This is a genomic window from Azospirillum sp. SYSU D00513 (assembly GCF_017356015.1).
Taxonomy (GTDB): Bacteria; Pseudomonadota; Alphaproteobacteria; order Azospirillales; family Azospirillaceae; genus Azospirillum.
In genome coordinates, this window is the sequence record NZ_JAFIQV010000004.1 from 38,614 (window position 1) to 54,701 (window position 16,088).

Genomic DNA, 16,088 nt, shown 5'->3' on the forward strand with positions numbered 1-16,088 from the left:
ACCTCATGCGGCGCGGGAAGCGGAGAACAAGGCTTGGCGGACACGCCGCCGCAGGCCCACGGGCATCAGGGAGTGCATGGCGAAGGTGGCGAGCGCCACCGGCGTCGGCGCCCCGTCGCGCAGTGCCGATCCGAGGATGCGCAGACGCGTCGAGGCCGTGCGCGCCGCGGACTCGCCGCCGGTCGCCTGAAGCAGCAGGCCGGCGTAGGCGCGCGGGGACAGATAGTCGCGCATGGATTCCGCCCATCCCAGCGCCAGGTCGATGCTGTGGCAGGTGGAGAGCGTGACCCGGTTGTTCTCGGTGAAATGGACGGCGAGGACGTCCGGCACGGTGATCAGCGCGCAGCCGTCGATCTTGCCGCAGGTGATCAGCCATTCCCAGTCATCGAAGGGTGACTTCGGGATGGGATGGCGCACCAGAAGTTCCTTCGGCGCCAGCAGCGTGGTCGTCGGGGCGAAGGTCTCGCCCTTGAACAGGCCCTTGCGGACGAAGAGATAATCGCCGATGGAGTCCTGGGCCGTCGCCAGGCGGCGCGGCCATTCGAAGGTGCCGCGCGCGGTCGGCACCTGGCTGCGGCAGCTCATGATCGGGTAGCGCAGGCCGGCCGGACGGGCCGCCATCTGCGTGGCGATCTTGCCTTCCAGCCACAGGTCGTCGTCGTCCAGGAAGGCGATCCAGTCGCCGGCGGCGCGGTGGACGCCGATGTTGCGGGCTTCGGCGGCACCCTTGTTCTCGGGCAGTTCGATGACCGTGAGGCGCGGGTCGGACAGGCCGCCCAGCGCGCCGGCGGTGGCCGGGTCGGGACCGTCGATCACGACGATCACCTCCAGGGCCGCGTAGCTCTGCGCCAGCGCGCTTTCGACCGCCCGCTTGACCAGATCGGGCCGGTTGCGTGTGGGTATGACTACTGAAACCAGCTCTTGCGAGGACGTCATGACAATGCCTTCAATCACAATAGCAGGAAGGGTGGAGTGCCGGCGGGCCGCCCGGTGGACCACCGGGCGAACCGCCGGGCGCGGGCGCCGTCAGCGCAGCGGCGTCCGGGAATGGGGCATTCCGTAGGCCGGCGCGGCCATGGCGGGGTGCATGGCCGCGTTCCGGGCGGCGGCGGCCTGCATCGCCTCGATGCGGAGGTTGCGGCGGCGTTGCGCCAGGCGCACGACGCAGATCACGAAGATCGCCCAGTTGAGCGAATGGCGCTCCAGGAAGAGGCTTTCGGAGATCGACACCAGCAGCATCGCGCAGGCCACGGCGAAGATCCAGGCGGGCTCTGCCCGGTCGGCGCCGTAGCGGGCGTTGAGGAAGCCCTGGATCAGCATGCGGCCGAGCAGCATGACCATCAGCACCAGCCCAGGCAGGCCGAGGTCGAGCAGGACCTCCATCCAGGCGTTGTGGGCGGAGTCGATGCCCCAGGACTCGACGAAGCCGCTTCCCGGGCCGAAGGCGCCATGCCAGTAGGCGGCGTAGCCGTAGCCGAGGACGAAGTTGTCCCGGATCGACATCAGCGTGTGTTCCCACAGCACGGTGCGGCCGGTCAGCGTGACGTCGCGCCCGAGCATGTAGAGCACATCTTCGTAGAAGGCGGCACCGCCGGTGATGCCGATCACGGCGACCAGCAGCAGGCCGGCCATCGCCGGGGCGAAGGTGCGGATGTTGCCGCGGACCATGGCGGTGGACAGCAGCGCGCCGGCGACGACCAGCGAGGTGACGAGGCCGGTGGTGGACCGGCTCATCACGATCAGAAGCAGCGCCATCACCAGCAGCGGGCGGACCACCCACTTCTTGCCCTCGCGCATCCAGTCGAGCCACAGCAGGCAGAGCACGAGCCAGACCATCATGCGGCCGGTCACGTTCTTCTGGAAGAAGATGCCCTTCCAGGCGCCGACATGCTGTGCGGCGTCCAGCCCGACCTCCGGCATCGCGACGACCGAGGCGTAGGAGATCAGCATCAGCAGCGACAGGCCGGTCGCCAGCATCCGGATGATCTCCGGGAAGCTGTAGCGCAGGGCCATGTAGAGGCCGAACATGGTCGTGAAGGCGAAGGCCACCGACCGGCGCAGCGTCACGTCGGGGTACAGCGACCACAGGGTGGACGCGAAGACCATCAGCAGGGTCACCGTGATCCAGCCGTTCGCCATGGGAAGCCGGAAGGCGATCCTGGGCCGCATGCACAGCAGCGCCAGGATCAGCACGTAGATGCCCATGAAGAACAGGATGGCGCCGGCGGATTCCTGGTCTTCGGCCGCCGCGCCGCCGCCGGTGAGCAGAACCGGAAGCATCGTGCCGCCGAACGACATGATGACGATGACCGTGAGGGTCTTTTCCAGGAGTTCGTAAAGTCTCATCGTGGCCGCTGCAAAATTGAAGGGCTCGGGGACGGCAAGGCCGGGGCCTTGCTGCTCAGCACAATGACAATGCGCACGCGAGGCGCGGTAGCGAAGGCGGGCGGTCGCGTTAGACCAAAGGAGGCGGAACGCAGAAGGGGGTAGGCCGGGCATCCGGACTCCCCCTTTCAGGCAGGCGCGCCTGCCCCCGCATCAGGCGCCGGGTCTTATGACCCGTCGCCCTTCAGCACCATCACCGCGGTCTTGCAGAGGATGAAGAAGTCGAAGAGCAGGCCGCAGTTGCGGACGTAGAAGACGTCCATGGCGACGCGCTCCTGGAAGGTGGTGCGGTGCCGGCCGGAGACCTGCCAGAAGCCGGTGAGGCCGGGGCGCACGGACCCGATGACCTCGGCGGACTGCCCGACTTCGGGAAGCTCCTTGGGCATGTAGGCACGGGGGCCGATCAGGCTCATGTCGCCCATCAGCACGTTCCAGAGCTGCGGCAGCTCGTCGAGCGAGGTCTTGCGCAGGAAGCGGCCGAAGGGGGTGATGCGCGGATCGACCGTCAGCTTATGGTAGACCGTGTACTCCTCGCGCGCCTTCGGGTCGGTCTCCAGCAGGTGCTGGAGGTGCTCCTCGGCGTTGATGTGCATGGAGCGGAACTTCAGCAGGTCGAAGGTCAGGCTGCCGCCGGCCCAGCGCTTCTGGCGGAAGAACACCGGACCCGGGCTGTCCAGCTTGATGAGGAGCGCGATCCCCAGCATCAGCGGTGCGGCCACGACCAGGAGGATGCTGGTCAGCACGATGTCCATGGCGCGGCGGATGCGCAGGTAGCCGGTCGTCGGGCGGGGGCTGACGCGCAGGGCGAGCGAGCCGTGGAGGTTGTGGAAGCTGGCGTCCATGGCGGTGACGTTGCCCTCGCCCAGCACACAGTAAACCTGCTTGAAGGGAAGCGTCTTGGCGAAGCCGGCCAGGTCGCTGCGGTGGCGGCCGACGTCGGTGACGATCGCGGCCTGGGCCTGGCGGGCATAGATCGGGGAAGCGGTCAGCAGCTCGGTCGGGCCGACGACGGGCAGGTTGGCGACGCGGGTCTGCCACAGGCTGTCGTCGTCGTCGAAGAAGCAGACCGGGCGCATGCCGAGCCAGGGAAGGCGCTGCAGCTTCTCGGCCAGGGCGGCACCCTGCGGGCCGGCGCCGACGATCACCACGGGCATGCGCCACTGGAGGGCGCCGGCCAGAAGCCCGTGCACCACCAGAAGGTCGGCGGCGTAGGCCGCGGCGAAGCCGAGCATGGCGACCGACAGCGCCTCCACGAAGAAGGACCGGAAGCCGTCCATGACCACGAAGGGCACCGCCAGCACGGCGCAGCAGAGCAGGGCCGCCTGAAAGGTGCGGCGCGCCCGCTCCATGTGGTCGAAACGTCCGAGCGAATAGACGCCGAACACCGACTTCACGAGCGGGACGAGCATCAGGCCGGTGACCAGCGCGCGCCGGCTCGTGTCCTGTTCGATGGAAAGTTCGGTGGGAGAGAAGAACTGGCTGATCGCCCAGCCCAGAAGGGCAAGCACAATTCCGTCGGACAGGGCCATGAGCAGCCACAGCGGCGGCGTCATCGCCTTCTTCGCCGGGGCGAGATCCATAACGGCTTCCGGTTCCAGTTTGCTCATCGTGGGTCCCGTGGGTTTGAAATTGACTGTCACCCGCCCCTTGGGTTGGCTTGAGGCGGCCGTTCATTGCTTTTTACTTTTGACGCCTTTTTTCTTTCCGTATTTAGTAATGCAAAAGCATACAGGCGTTTTGCGTTGGAAAACGGCGTGTCTTTGTGCTGTCCACGATTTAGGAGGAGGGCCGTGCCTTAACAAGAAATCAGAAGTGTTCTTCCTACCCCAGGGCGATACCTCCCGGACCCAGGAGGAGGCAGGCGCCGAATGTATTCGAGAGTGACGAAGTGGGTGCCTGCGCGACCGTATGATCCGCTCTGGAGGGAGGATTGGGCACGGCCCTATCCAGGGGGTAGGTTCAATTAACCGCAAATTGGTGGTAGATGCCGGCCCTGGGCGGCAAGAGCGGGTGGTTTCCGGTCCCGGCGGCGCCTTGTCCCGGACGGTTTCCCGCGAAGGGCATCCCGAGAAGGAGGTGCCCGGCATTCGGAAGCGGGGTGCGCGACCATTTCGGGGATGGCCTTCGCTCCAAAGGGCGGTTGCGGCTGCCGTGCGCCGGGAGCACGCTCGGCCGATGATGCCCCGGATCCCGCGCGTGCCGGTCGCTGGGGGGCCGGTGCGGGGGGCGTGAGCGCCCGGCCGGGCGGAAGCGGCTATGACCGAAGAGCCCGAAGCTCGCCCCAAGGTGAAATTGACACCAGGCGGGGCCGTTCCGATCATTCGGTGCGACACGAACATTCATCCGCCGGCGGCGCAGACACGCCCGTCCGGCGCGTCTCGACCCGATTATCAGAGCCGGCACGGCGGCGGTGGGGCAGGGGTCCCGCGGCGCGCCGACGGCTTTTCGCGGAGTGCCTCAATGGCTTCGGAAGCTGCGACGATCCTGAAACACGGCTGGCTCTTCATGGTGGCCAACGTGGTCAACCGGGCTGCCGGGCTCCTTCTTCTGCCCCTCTACACGAAGATCCTGACGCCGTCGGAGTTCGGCGTCTACGCGCTCGTCGTGGTGGTCAGCGACCTGCTCGCCGTCATGCTGATGATCGGGCTGAACAACGCCTTCACGGCCGTCTATTTCGAGCATGCCGAGGAGGAGGGGCGCCGGCGGGTGGTCAGCACCTGCCTGCTCGCCCTGGCCGGCGCCTCGGCGGCGCTGCTGGCGCTCTGCTACCCCGCCGGCATGGCGGCGAGCTGGGCGATGTTCGGCAGCACGGAACACACGACGGTGATGGCGCTGGCGCTCGGCACCGTGGCGCTCACCACGCTGTTCGAGCTGACGCTCGCCTATTACCGCGTGCAGAAGCGGTCGGGTTTGTGCCTGGGCGTCTCGGTCGCCAAGGTCGGCGCGCTGCTCGGCTTCAACCTGCTGTTCCTGTGGGGCCTCGATCTTGGAGTGCCCGGTATCTTCCTGGCCAACGCGGCGTCCTTCGCGGCCCTGGCGCTGCTGCTGGTCACCGCCATCCTGCGCGGAACCGGCTTCGGCTTCTCCGGCGCCGTGCTTCGCCGGGTGGTGACGCTGGGGCTGCCCTACATGCCGCAGTCGCTGCTCGACATCGCCAACAATTTCGTGGCGCGCTGGCTGCTCAACATCCTTCTGTCCACCGCGGCCGTCGGCATCTTCGCCTTCGGCATGCGGCTGTCCCAGATCCTCTACATGTTCCTGACCGCCTCCTTCCTGCAGATCTGGTCGGTGCGCCGGCTGGAGTCGCAGCACGAGGCGGTGGACGTCGAGCAGGCGGACTTCGTCTTCCACCTGTTCGTGCTGGTGCTGACGGGAGCGGCGCTGGGGATGGCGCTGACCACGCCGGAGATCCTCTGGCTGATCGCCTCGGCGGATTACGCGCCGGTGCTGTCCTGCATGCCCTTCCTGGTGCTGGCCTTCGTGCTGCACGGCATCCGCATGAACCCGGAGGTCGCCCTGCTGAAGGCGAAGCGGGTCGGGGTGCTGCCCTGGATCTCCGCCGCCAGCCTGGCGGTGGGGACGGGGCTGGCGGTGCTGCTGGTGTGGCGCTGGGGCCTCGTGGGGGCAGCGGTCGCCAATCTCGGCCGCGAGGTCTTCCAGATCGTGCTGACGGAGGCGGTGCGCCGCCGCCTGGCCGATGACGAAATCCCGCTGAGAGTCATGCGCCTCGCCTGGATCCTCCTGCCGGCCGGTCTGGCCTATGCGGTCGGCTGGCACCTGTTCGGCGACAGCGTCGATCCGGTGGTCACCGCCTACAAGGTGCTGCTGACGCTGGCTTTCCTGCTGGTGTCGCTGTTCGGTCCGGGCATCGGCCCGGCCGGCCGGGCCACGCTGTTCAAGCTCCTCGGCGGCCGGGGCCGGCGCGTCCAGTCCGCCTGAAGCGGCCGCCCGGACGCATGAAAGGGCCGGCAGCGCGAGCTGCCGGCCCTTCGTCTTGAACGCGTTCCGACCGGTCCGGATGCTTTAGGCGATGTCGCCGTCGAACATGCCCGACTTGATGGCGTTCAGCTTGGTGTAATCGACGGTCCAGTCATCCTTCATGATGCCGCCGGTGTCACCCGAACCGGGGCTCCAGGCCCAATAGGTCCAGCTGACGCCTTCCTCGTTGGCACCGATGTCGATCTTGCCGTCGGTGTTCCAGTCGCCATTCATGTACTGGATCAGCTCGGGCATCCACTTCTTGTCGATGTCCGTCTGCATCTTGGAACCGAACTCGCCGACCAGCACCGGAGCCACGTCGTTCTTGACGAGGTTGCCCCACATCTGGTCCCACTTCGCCGGCATGTTGTTCGGGAAGTTGGCGTCCTTGAACCAGTCCATCATGTGCAGCGACGGGCCGTAGTCGTGGACCGAGTAGACCAGCTTGTTGTCGACGTTGAAGTCGATCGGCCGGTTGTTGGCGCCGAGCAGGTTGCCGCCCCACCAGTACCAGTTGCCGTTGTGGATTTCGACGCCTTCGACGATCAGCAGCCAGTTCGGGTTGACGGACTGAATGGCGTTGCCGATGCGCTCGGCGGCGGCAGCCCAGTCGGTCGCCTGGTTGCCGCTGCCCCAGGTGGCGGCGCCGTGCGGCTCGTTGTGCAGGTCGGCGGCGATGACCGACGGGTTATCGGCGTAGCGCGCGGCCAGCATCTTCCAGTTGGCGATCATCTTCGATTCCGGATACTGGTCGGTGTACCAGAGGCCGTTCTCGTTGGCCGAGGCACCGTCACCGGAACGATGGTGGTCGAGGATGATCTTCATGCCGGTCTTGTCGGCGTACTCGATGATCTTATCGAACACCTGGAGCGAGGTCAGGCCGCGCAGGTCGGGGTTCTTCGAGTAGTCGATGCCGGTCGGCATGCGGCCGCTGTCCAGCATGGCGTCGGAGAAGGGCAGCCGGATGGTGTTGAAGCCCAACTCCTGCATCTTGTCCATGTGGTTCTGGTAGCTGTCCATCCACAGGCCCTGCGGGGCGAAGGCGAAGCCTTCGGCGCCGAACCAGTTGACGCCGGTCAGCTTCACGTTCTGGCCCGAGCTGTCGACGATCTGGCTGCCCTCGGTGTGCAGGTAGCCATCGGCGATCGGCTTGGACGGCGTGGGAACCGGGGTGGGGGTGGGCGTCGGCGTCGGCGTCGGCGTGGTGCCGCTGCCGGCCGGGAAGAAGCTCTTGTCGGCGTTCACGACCAGCGTGCCGTTCCACCACAGGTCGGCCTGGCCCTTCACCACGTCACGGCCGTCCAGAGCGCCCTTGTCGTAGGTCACGATACCGTCGGTCGGCAGGACCGACTTGCCGTTGATGACGATCTTGCTGACGTTCAGGTTGCGGTCGACACCGTTGACCACGCCGTCATTGTCGTATTGGATCTGGACCTTGTGCGCCTGGAGGTCGGCGGCATTGGTCTTGAAGGTGAAGTCCTTCGTGGTCGAGGTCGTCGTGCCCTCGCCGATCTTCTTGCCGTCCACCAGCACGTTGAAGTGGGCGCCGCCGTTGCCCTTCGCGCTCACCGTGATGGTATCGGAGCCGGTGCCGGTGGTCGGGGTCGGCGCCGGGGTGGTCGGGGCCGGCGTGCTGGTGGCCGTGCCCGGGAAGTAGTCCTTGGTCAGCGCGAACTTCAGCGCGCCGTCCCACCACATGGCCTCCTGGCCGGGAATGACGTCCTGGCCGTCGATGGCGCCCTTGTCGTAGGTCACCAGCGAGCTGGTCGGGGTGACCGTCTTGCCGTTGACCTGAAGCGACTTGATGGTCAGGTCACGGTACATGCCGGCCTTGTCGGTCGACAGCCAGTCGTTGTCGTAAACGATCTGGATGGTGTGTGCGGCACCCGGCGCCACCTGCGTCTTGAAGCTGTAGCTGCCGGTTGAAGTCGAGTTGACCGTGGCCTGCCCAATGTCGCGCCCGTCGACGAGCAGCTTGAAGTGCGGCCAGATCCCGCCGGCAGCCTGGCCCGAGGCGTTGACGACGAAGGTCGTGTCGACGGTGCTCGTGGTGGTCATTGCCATGGTGGATACCTCGTTGTTTTCCGATTTCGCTGAGCCCGAGAGTGGCCGGAAATGCTTAACGAGATATTTCGGATTTTAGCGAAATGCGGCTAAAAGGCCACGTCGGCCTGTGAAAAGAATGGGACGTAAAAATCGCTGCCGGCGTGGCGGCACGGACACAGGCGCGGCGCCCAGGTCACGGAGAAGTGGCTGATTTGCAGGGATAATTTTGAGACAGAAACGGTCCAAGCCCCTGGAGCGGAAGCGGAAAAACCATGTCACAGGCGTGGGGTCGCGGGGGTGCCGAATGGCAGGAATCATCTCCGGGAACGGCCCTTCGCGCGGCCCCATGGTTAACACCGTGCGTCGCGGCAAGCCTTTTCCGGCACCCTCCCGCGCGTTCCGCAAAAAGAAAAGGGCGGCTCCGGTTTCCCGGAGCCGCCCCTTTTTTCGCCGCGATCCGTGCCGCGGACCGGTCCCCTTACGGCGCCGTCCGCAGGCTGGTCGGGTCGCCATAGTACTTACGCGTGGCGACGTAGCTGTTGTAGGGCGTGTCGTAACCCTGGGCCGCGGCCTTCTTCAGGTTCACGTCGGTCATCACGCACACGAACTTCTCGTGGTCGATCGGGCCGAGGTCGGCGACGGCCTGGAGGTCGCTCGCCGTGGTGTGGCCCCAGCGGGTGACGAACAGCACGCGGGAGGCGGCGCCGCAGACGATGCGGGCGTCGGACACCGCGAGCGCCGGAGCCGTGTCGAAGATCACCAGATCGTAGCGCGGCGACAGGCCGGCCATCAGGTGGACCAGGGAGTCCACGTTGAAGCGGTCGAGCGTCGAGGACATCAGGCGCCCGGCCGGGACCATGGCGAAGGGAACCTCGTCGGAGACGTGGACGATCTCGTCCAGCGACGCCTCGCCGCCGATCCAGTCCGACAGGCCCTTCTCGGCCGAGAGATTGAACAGGGTGTTCAGGCGCGAGCGGCGGAAGTCGGTGTCGACGACCACGACGCGGCGGCCGGCCTGGCTGGCCACCTGGGCGACGGCGAGGCTCATCGAGGTCTTGCCGTCGGACGGACGGGCCGAGGTCACCGCGATGGAGCCGACCGGGCCGAGGTTGGCCAGATGGTTGCGGAAGAGCGAGCGCATGGATTCGCTGAACAGCGAGAAGGGGTGGCGCTGGAAGACCTGATAGAGGCCGCCGGCCATGCCCTTGGTCGTGTGGTGCGGGACGATGTGGACGCCGCCAACGCCGAGGATGCGGCGGATCGTCTCCGGTGTGCGGACGCGGCGCTGCAACAGCTCCAGCAGGAAGACGGTGAAGACCGACAGGACGACCGAGCCGATGAAAGCGGCGACCAGCAGCAGGATGCGGAACGGACCGGACGGCTCACCCGGGACCTGCGGCGGGGACACCAGCTTCACGCCCGACGGGAAGGCGCGGTTGTCCTGCTGGGCGGTGACTTCCTCCAGGCGGGCGAGCAGGCTGTCGAGCAGCTGGCGCTTGGCCTGGGCCTCGGCCTCCAGCGTGCGGAGCGGGACCGCCTGCTGGGACATCGTCTGGTAGCTGGATTCCAGCTTCGTGATCATGTCCTGCAGGGCTTTTTCCTGCGCGACGGCGACGTTGGCGGCCTCGCGGACACCGGCGATCTCGCGGCGGGTCTCCGAGGACAGGCGGGAGCTGGCCTCGTTCAGCCGGGCCTGAAGCTCGACGACGCGGGGATGCTTGGGGCCGTACTGGCGGGACAGCTGGGCCATCTCGCCGGACAGGGCGGCGACCGTGGCGCGGAGCTGGGCGACGACAGGCGACGCGATGCTGCTGCCGCCGCTGGCGGTGTTGCTCTCGATGGAGTTGGCCTGGGCGACGAGGCGGGCACGGTCGGCGGCGGCCTGGGCGAGGCGCATGCGGGCCTGCTCAAGCTCGTTCTGGGCCATCATGCCGGTGCCGCCGCGCAGCAGGCCGGCGCTGAAGCGGGCCTCTTCGACCTTCTGGTCGGCGGCGGCGGCTTCCTCGCGCAGGACCTGGATGCGGTCCTCGAGCCAGGCGACGGCGCCGGTGGACAGCTCGCGGTCCATCTGCTGGCGGGTGCCCATGTAATGGCGCACCACGCTGTCCACCACCTGCTGGGCGAGCTGCGGGTCGCGGGCGGTGAAGCGGACCTGGATCACGCGCGACCGGCCGACGATGGCGACGTCGAGGTTGCGCTTGATGCGCTCCAGGATGCGGTCGGGGCCGAGTGCGGCGTGGGCCTCGCGGGCGTGATGGTCGCGCACCAGCTGGTCGCCGTGGTTCAGCAGGAAGGCGATGAAGCCCGGCGGGGCCGCGTCGCCCCAGACGCTGCGCACGAGGTCATGCCCCAGCGCCACCGAACGCTCGATCAGCGGCGCCTCCGTGTCGGCCGCCCGCGGCGGGTTGAACTCCGGATGCTCCGTGAGGTTCAGGTCCTCGACCACGCGGCTCAGGACCTGCTGCGAGCGCAGGATCTCGAGTTCGCTGGCGATGGTCGCGTCCTCGGCCGAGAGGGAGCCCAGCACCTGTTCGGCCTCGCTGACGATCCGGACCTGGCGGCTGTCGGCCAGCAGGAGCGCTTCGGAGGTGTACTTGTCCTGGAGCAGCGAGACGCCGAAGGCCGCCAGCGTGGTCACGGTGACCACGATGAAGGCGATCAGCCACTTGTGGCTCATCAGCACGCGCAGGATGAAACGGAAGTCCGGGCCCATGCCAGGGGCCTGTCCCTCGAACTCGGCGCGCGGGCGCTGCGGGGCGACGGCGGTGGGCCACGCCGGTGCCGGCGCGCCGCCGTGGTGGATCTGGGGAAGGTTTTCCACTTCTCAAAGCTCCTTATGCATGGGCGCTGATGCTGGGGTGCTGGACAGACGGGATGTGGCGGCGCGGCGCATCAGCATCACGTTGCGGGCAAAGCCGAACGCGCCGATGCAGTAGCGGCTGAACAGGCGCCGAGGCTCCTGCGCGAGCCGGAACGCCCATTCCAGCCCGGCCTTCTGGACGAGGGCCGGGGCACGGGTGAATCGTCCCGCCAGGAAGTCGATGATGGCACCGCCATTGATGATCAGGACCGGATGGTCGAGCGAGCGTTTCAGCTCGATCGCCATCTCCTCCTGCCGGGGCATGCCCATGGCGAGGAGGATGATGTCCGGCCGGTTCTGCCGAGCCTGCTCCAGGTAATGTTCCTTCGGATGGAAACCGTGCTGAAGGTCAATGAAGCTGTGCGGTGTGCAGCCCTCGAGACGTGCCCGCGCGCCGTCCAGCCAGGGCTGTTCGGTGCCGTAGATGGCGACCCGGCGGGCCGGCAGCGTGCGCAGCAGCAAGGGGATGAAATCGGTGCCGTTCATGTTGAAACCCGGCTGGATCCCGAGCGACGGCATGGCCGCCTGCAGCGCGATGCCGTCGCGCAGCAGGACGTCCGACGCGCGGAACGCCGCCAGGGCGGGTTCGGACACGGCGCAGAGATTGACGCCGTGGGCGTTGATGAAGGACAGAACCGTCGGCCGTTCCACCGCGCCCAGGGACGCCAGAAGTTGCCGGCGTTCCTCTTCGCTGGAAATGCACCGTATTCTCTCGATCAGTTCCAGGACTTCACGAGGACTCGGCATAAAGTTCTCCCGAAATAATGCTCCGGCGGCTTCGCGGCCGCCGCGTTCGACAAAGGATGACGGTCGCGGAACCGTCATGATCGACAAATGATGCCTGACGGGGCGGAGCCTGGTCAGGCGGGATTGCTTGTTAATACGTCCGGTGGCGTTGCCTGCTCTTGCGCGTTCGCGGCTAACCCCATCGTTAGAGGGCCGCCTCGATCCGCAAGCCTCTATGTGGCGGTTCATGGCCCTCCTGCGCATTGGCGGGAACGGTAGTCGGCCAGTGCAGGAGAATTAGCCCGCCCCGGCGGGCTCCTCCGAAGGACTCGCCTTGGCAATCCGGAAGAGAGTGCCCACATAGCGCGCTCCCCCGAACTTTGGTGCATGGCGCGTAGGCGCCGTTACCGATCGGCCGTCCGGATGTTGATCCGGAAGGCACTTGGGCCCTTGACCCCTCCGCGCGCGTGCCGGACCCTGGGGAACGGGTGTCCGGAACCCGCCGGGGGCCCTTGGAAAGAGACGAGATGAGCGAGAACGACACCACCCCTCCCGACGGCGGCAAGATGCCCGGCACGGCCGACGAGTTCGACCGGCGCGACGCCCTGCGGGCCATTGCCGCCGTCGTGCGCGGCGACGGCATCGAGGTCGACGCGGATTCGGTCCCGGCGCGCTGGTCGGTGGCGGTGGCGCACGAGGTGGCGGTGCCGGGCGCCGACCGCCGCCTGAAGCTGCGGTTCCGCGTCGCCGTCGGCCCGCTCCCGGAGATCGAGGCCGAGCTGTGGGGGTTGCTGGCGGGCGAGGAGGGATTCGGCCGCCCGCAGGCCAAGACGCTGGGCAAGCGGGTGAAGGCGGCCTGCCTGGAATCCGGCGCGCTGGACAAGGCGCGCAAGCGCGTCGACGGCTGGTTCGAGTCCATGGCGTCGCGCAGCGCCGCGATGGGCGACGCTTGGCGGCCCAAGGGCTTTGCCGATGAGCTGGGCCGCATCGTCGGCTTCGGCGGGCGCATCCCGCGCGTGCAGACCCTGCTCGACGCGCTGGAGGAGGCCTTCAACAGCGCCGCTGCCCGCGCCGGCATGAAGGTGCGCCGTGCGCGGCTGGAGAACGCGTCGGGCCTCGGCGTCTATCTCGACAGCTTCGCCACGGCGCGCGCCATGGTGCGCAAGCTGCGGCTGTTCGTCGGCCCGACCAACTCCGGCAAGACCCACGCCGCCATGGACCGCCTGGCCGAGGCGGAGAGCGGCTGCTACCTGGCGCCGCTCCGCCTCCTGGCGCTGGAAGGGCAGGAAGCGATCGAGACGCGCGGCCGCCCCTGCAGCCTCGTCACCGGCGAGGAGCGCGACGTGCGCCCCGGCGCCTCCTTCACCTCCTCCACCATCGAGATGGTGAACACGAGCCGCGTGTGGGGCGCCTGCGTCATCGACGAGATCCAGATGATCGGCGATCCCGACCGCGGCTGGGCCTGGACCCAGGCGGTGGCCGGCGTGGCCGCGCCGGAGATCCTGATGACCGGCTCGGCGGACGCCATCCCCTACCTGAAGCGGCTGGCCGTGGCGCTGGGCGAGGAACTTGAGATCATCGAGTTCACCCGCAAGTCGCCGCTGCGCGTGCAGGAGGAGCGGGTGAAGCTGTCCGACGTGAAGCGCGGCGACGCGCTGATCGCCTTCTCGCGCCGCGACGTCATGACCTTCCGGCGCGAGCTGCTCGACAAGGGCCACAGCGTGGCGGTGATCTACGGCGCCCTGTCGCCGGAGGTCCGCCGCGCCGAGGCGCGCCGCTTCCGCGAGGGCGCCGCCGACGTGCTGGTCGCCACCGACGCCATCGGCATGGGACTGAACCTGCCGGTCGCCCGCGTGGTGCTGACCACCACCCGCAAGTATGACGGGCGCGAGGAGCGCGAGCTGCTGCCGCCGGAGATCCGCCAGATCGGCGGGCGCGCCGGCCGCTTCGGCATGCACGAGGAGGGGCGGGTCGCCGTGCTGGACGGCGAGTCCATCAACCCGGTGCGCCGCGCCCTGACCGCGGCCCCCGTGCCGCCTGAGGACCCGCGCCCCTGGATCTCGCCGAACCTGTCCCACGTCGAGGCCATCGCCCAGGAGCTGGACACCAACAGCCTTGCCAAGGTGCTGCGCACCGCCGGGCAGGAGCTGCTGCGCGCCCACCAGACCTTCCGCATGACCGACCTGGAGCAGCGCATCCAGGCGGCCCAGGCGGTGGACAAGGCGAACCTGCCGCTGGCCGCGCGCGACATGCTGGCGCGCTGCCCCATCGACGTGCGCGACCAGGAGAACCTGCGCCTGCTGGCCCGCTGGGCCGGCAACCAGGGCCGCGGCTTCCCGAACCCGGCCCCGGAGGAAGCCGAGCGCTTCACCATGGAGGTCGGCACCGACGTGGAGCTGGAGGCGGCCGAGCGCGCCGTGAAGCAGCTCACCGCCTATGCCTGGCTCGCCTACCGCTTCCCGGACGCCTACCCGGAGATGGACCTGTGCCAGGAGCGCCGGGCCATGCTGAACGCCTTCATCGAGCGGACACTGGCCGAGCGCACCCTGGCCCGCGCCTGCCCCTCCTGCGGCAAGAAGCTGAAGCCCAACCACCGTTTCCGCGTCTGCGACGCCTGCTTCGCGAACCGGGACGAACGCCGGGACTTCCGGCGTGACGGCCGGCGCGGGGGCGAGGGGAGCGCGAAGGCGCACGACCATGCCGCCCATGCACCGGCCCAGGCCAAGGGACCGCGCGGCGACGGCCCGCGCCGGGGCCGCCCCCCGGCCGCGGCACCCGCCGGGCGGGGACGCGGACGAGGCGGAGCGGGGCGGGCGAGGCCCGCCTGACGCGGTTCCCACACCGGAACGGACAGAACGCAACAGCCAAAAGGCGGCGCCGGGCGCTTCGGGCGCCGCCTTTTCCGTTCATGCCTTTCCAGAGTGCCGGGGTCAGGCCCGGACCGGAGCCTCGTGGGCGGAGCGAACCAGCGCGATTCCTTGTTCGGCGTCGGCTTGGTTGCGGAAGGTTTCGCCGGACACCGCGATCTGCCGGTTGTCGGCCCCAAAGAGCGCCCAGCGCCACCGGCCGATCTGGTCCTTGTAGGTCTTGAAATGCATGGCACCTCCCAAGACGGATGCGTGATCGATCTTGCCTGCGCCGTCCGGTCCTCCTGCGCCGGCGGCGCCGGAGATTTAGGAACGCCCGATAAGAGGTCCATACCCCCGGCTTCCTATGAAAATCGGACAGCCCGAAAAGTCAGTTCGGCAAACGGACATCCTCTTTGACAGGCGCCGCGCGAAGCTGGTAGGGCTGATCCATCGGCAATTCGGAAGCGAGCGGCGATGAGCGTCTTCTTCGGGCCGGACCACCGGCGGTTTCAGGAGGAACACGGCACCCGCAGGCTCGCCGACCGCCTGGAGGAGATGGCGCATTCCGCCTTCGAACCACGGGAGCGTGACTTCATCCAGGCCGCCTCCATGTTCTTCCTCTCTACGGTGGACGAGCATGGCCGCCCGACGGTGTCCTATAAGGGCGGGCCACCCGGCTTCGTCCGGGTCACCGGGCCGGGCGAACTGGTTTTCCCGAGCTATGACGGGAACGGCATGTTCCTGTCGCTCGGGAACATCGCCGCCAGCGCCGAGGTCGGTCTGCTGTTCATCGACTTCGAACGGCCGCACCGCCTGCGCGTCCAGGGCCGGGCGGAGGTGCTGGACGATCCGGACCTCCTGCGGGACCATCCCGGCGCCGACCGCCTCGTGCGCGTGACGGCGACGCAGATCTTCGTGAACTGCGGGCGCTACATCCACAAGAGCGCGGGAAGTGCCCTCTCCCCCCATGTTCCCGACGCCGACGGGCGGCAGCCCTTCCCCGCCTGGAAGCGGCTCGACCTGTTCGAGGGCGCGCTGCCGGACACCGACGCGCAGAGGGTGGATGAGCTGGGCGGGACGATGCCGCTGGAGGAATACCGGGGCGAGGACGAACCGCGCCCGCTGCGCTGACCGGATCGGAACCGAGAGGCCCGGAGAATCTCGCCAGGGACTGCCGGCCTCATCGAAGCGGCCTCCCTCACGTCCCGGTGCGGGCGCTCCCCTGATGTGGCGTCGCCCTTCCC

Annotated in this window: 10 protein-coding genes; 3 read left to right on the forward strand and 7 right to left on the reverse strand. The window is 68.1% G+C overall.

Annotated elements, in window-relative coordinates:
* Positions 1-3: 3 nt before the first annotated feature.
* The 3 genes from JUB11_RS04320 to JUB11_RS04330 form a co-directional block, all read right to left on the reverse strand.
* Positions 4-936: a glycosyltransferase gene (locus JUB11_RS04320; RefSeq protein WP_207456466.1), complete on the reverse strand. Its 933-nt coding sequence runs from the start codon at positions 934-936 to the stop codon at positions 4-6.
* 90 nt (positions 937-1,026) lie between these two features.
* A complete protein-coding gene (locus JUB11_RS04325) occupies positions 1,027-2,346 on the reverse strand; it encodes an O-antigen ligase (RefSeq protein WP_207456468.1) in 1,320 nt (439 codons plus the stop codon).
* Between the two features lie 206 nt (positions 2,347-2,552).
* On the reverse strand, positions 2,553-3,992 hold the full coding sequence (locus JUB11_RS04330; RefSeq protein ID WP_207456473.1) for an exopolysaccharide biosynthesis polyprenyl glycosylphosphotransferase: 1,440 nt from the start codon (positions 3,990-3,992) through the stop codon (positions 2,553-2,555).
* 853 nt (positions 3,993-4,845) lie between these two features.
* Between JUB11_RS04330 and JUB11_RS04335 the strand changes: the two genes are divergently transcribed.
* Positions 4,846-6,324: a lipopolysaccharide biosynthesis protein gene (locus JUB11_RS04335; RefSeq protein WP_207456475.1), complete on the forward strand. Its 1,479-nt coding sequence runs from the start codon at positions 4,846-4,848 to the stop codon at positions 6,322-6,324.
* Positions 6,325-6,408: 84 nt separating this feature from the next.
* Here JUB11_RS04335 and JUB11_RS04340 read toward each other — a convergent pair whose 3' ends face one another.
* The 3 genes from JUB11_RS04340 to JUB11_RS04350 form a co-directional block, all read right to left on the reverse strand.
* Positions 6,409-8,427, reverse strand: coding sequence for a carbohydrate-binding domain-containing protein (locus JUB11_RS04340; protein ID WP_207456477.1), 2,019 nt, complete (start codon positions 8,425-8,427; stop codon positions 6,409-6,411).
* Positions 8,428-8,887: 460 nt separating this feature from the next.
* Positions 8,888-11,230 (reverse strand): Wzz/FepE/Etk N-terminal domain-containing protein, encoded by a 2,343-nt coding sequence (locus JUB11_RS04345; protein WP_207456479.1) that lies wholly within the window; start codon positions 11,228-11,230, stop codon positions 8,888-8,890.
* Positions 11,231-11,233: 3 nt separating this feature from the next.
* Positions 11,234-12,094 (reverse strand): WecB/TagA/CpsF family glycosyltransferase, encoded by an 861-nt coding sequence (locus JUB11_RS04350; RefSeq protein WP_247886854.1) that lies wholly within the window; start codon positions 12,092-12,094, stop codon positions 11,234-11,236.
* Positions 12,095-12,522: 428 nt separating this feature from the next.
* Between JUB11_RS04350 and JUB11_RS33110 the strand changes: the two genes are divergently transcribed.
* Complete coding sequence (locus tag JUB11_RS33110; protein WP_207456481.1) at positions 12,523-14,823, forward strand: helicase-related protein; 2,301 nt, start codon at positions 12,523-12,525, stop codon at positions 14,821-14,823.
* A 102-nt stretch (positions 14,824-14,925) separates the two neighbouring features.
* Here the strand turns inward: JUB11_RS33110 and JUB11_RS04360 are convergent, their stop codons facing one another.
* Positions 14,926-15,093: a DUF1508 domain-containing protein gene (locus tag JUB11_RS04360; protein ID WP_207456483.1), complete on the reverse strand. Its 168-nt coding sequence runs from the start codon at positions 15,091-15,093 to the stop codon at positions 14,926-14,928.
* Between the two features lie 225 nt (positions 15,094-15,318).
* Here JUB11_RS04360 and JUB11_RS04365 point away from each other — a divergent pair, with 225 nt between their 5' ends.
* The gene (locus JUB11_RS04365) at positions 15,319-15,975 is read left to right on the forward strand and encodes a pyridoxamine 5'-phosphate oxidase family protein (RefSeq protein ID WP_207456485.1); all 657 of its coding nucleotides are present in this window, start codon (positions 15,319-15,321) and stop codon (positions 15,973-15,975) included.
* Positions 15,976-16,088 lie beyond the last annotated feature (113 nt).

Excerpts from the sequence above, each read along its gene's own strand:
- JUB11_RS04320 (WP_207456466.1), bottom strand. The coding sequence starts at position 936 with ATGACGTCCTCGCAAGAGCTGGTTTCAGTAGTCATACCCACACGCAAC.
- JUB11_RS04325 (WP_207456468.1), bottom strand. The coding sequence starts at position 2,346 with ATGAGACTTTACGAACTCCTGGAAAAGACCCTCACGGTCATCGTCATC.
- JUB11_RS04330 (WP_207456473.1), bottom strand. The coding sequence starts at position 3,992 with ATGAGCAAACTGGAACCGGAAGCCGTTATGGATCTCGCCCCGGCGAAG.
- JUB11_RS04335 (WP_207456475.1), top strand. The coding sequence starts at position 4,846 with ATGGCTTCGGAAGCTGCGACGATCCTGAAACACGGCTGGCTCTTCATG.
- JUB11_RS04340 (WP_207456477.1), bottom strand. The coding sequence starts at position 8,427 with ATGGCAATGACCACCACGAGCACCGTCGACACGACCTTCGTCGTCAAC.
- JUB11_RS04350 (WP_247886854.1), bottom strand. The coding sequence starts at position 12,094 with ATGACGGTTCCGCGACCGTCATCCTTTGTCGAACGCGGCGGCCGCGAA.
- JUB11_RS33110 (WP_207456481.1), top strand. The coding sequence starts at position 12,523 with ATGAGCGAGAACGACACCACCCCTCCCGACGGCGGCAAGATGCCCGGC.
- JUB11_RS04360 (WP_207456483.1), bottom strand. The coding sequence starts at position 15,093 with ATGCATTTCAAGACCTACAAGGACCAGATCGGCCGGTGGCGCTGGGCG.
- JUB11_RS04365 (WP_207456485.1), top strand. The coding sequence starts at position 15,319 with ATGAGCGTCTTCTTCGGGCCGGACCACCGGCGGTTTCAGGAGGAACAC.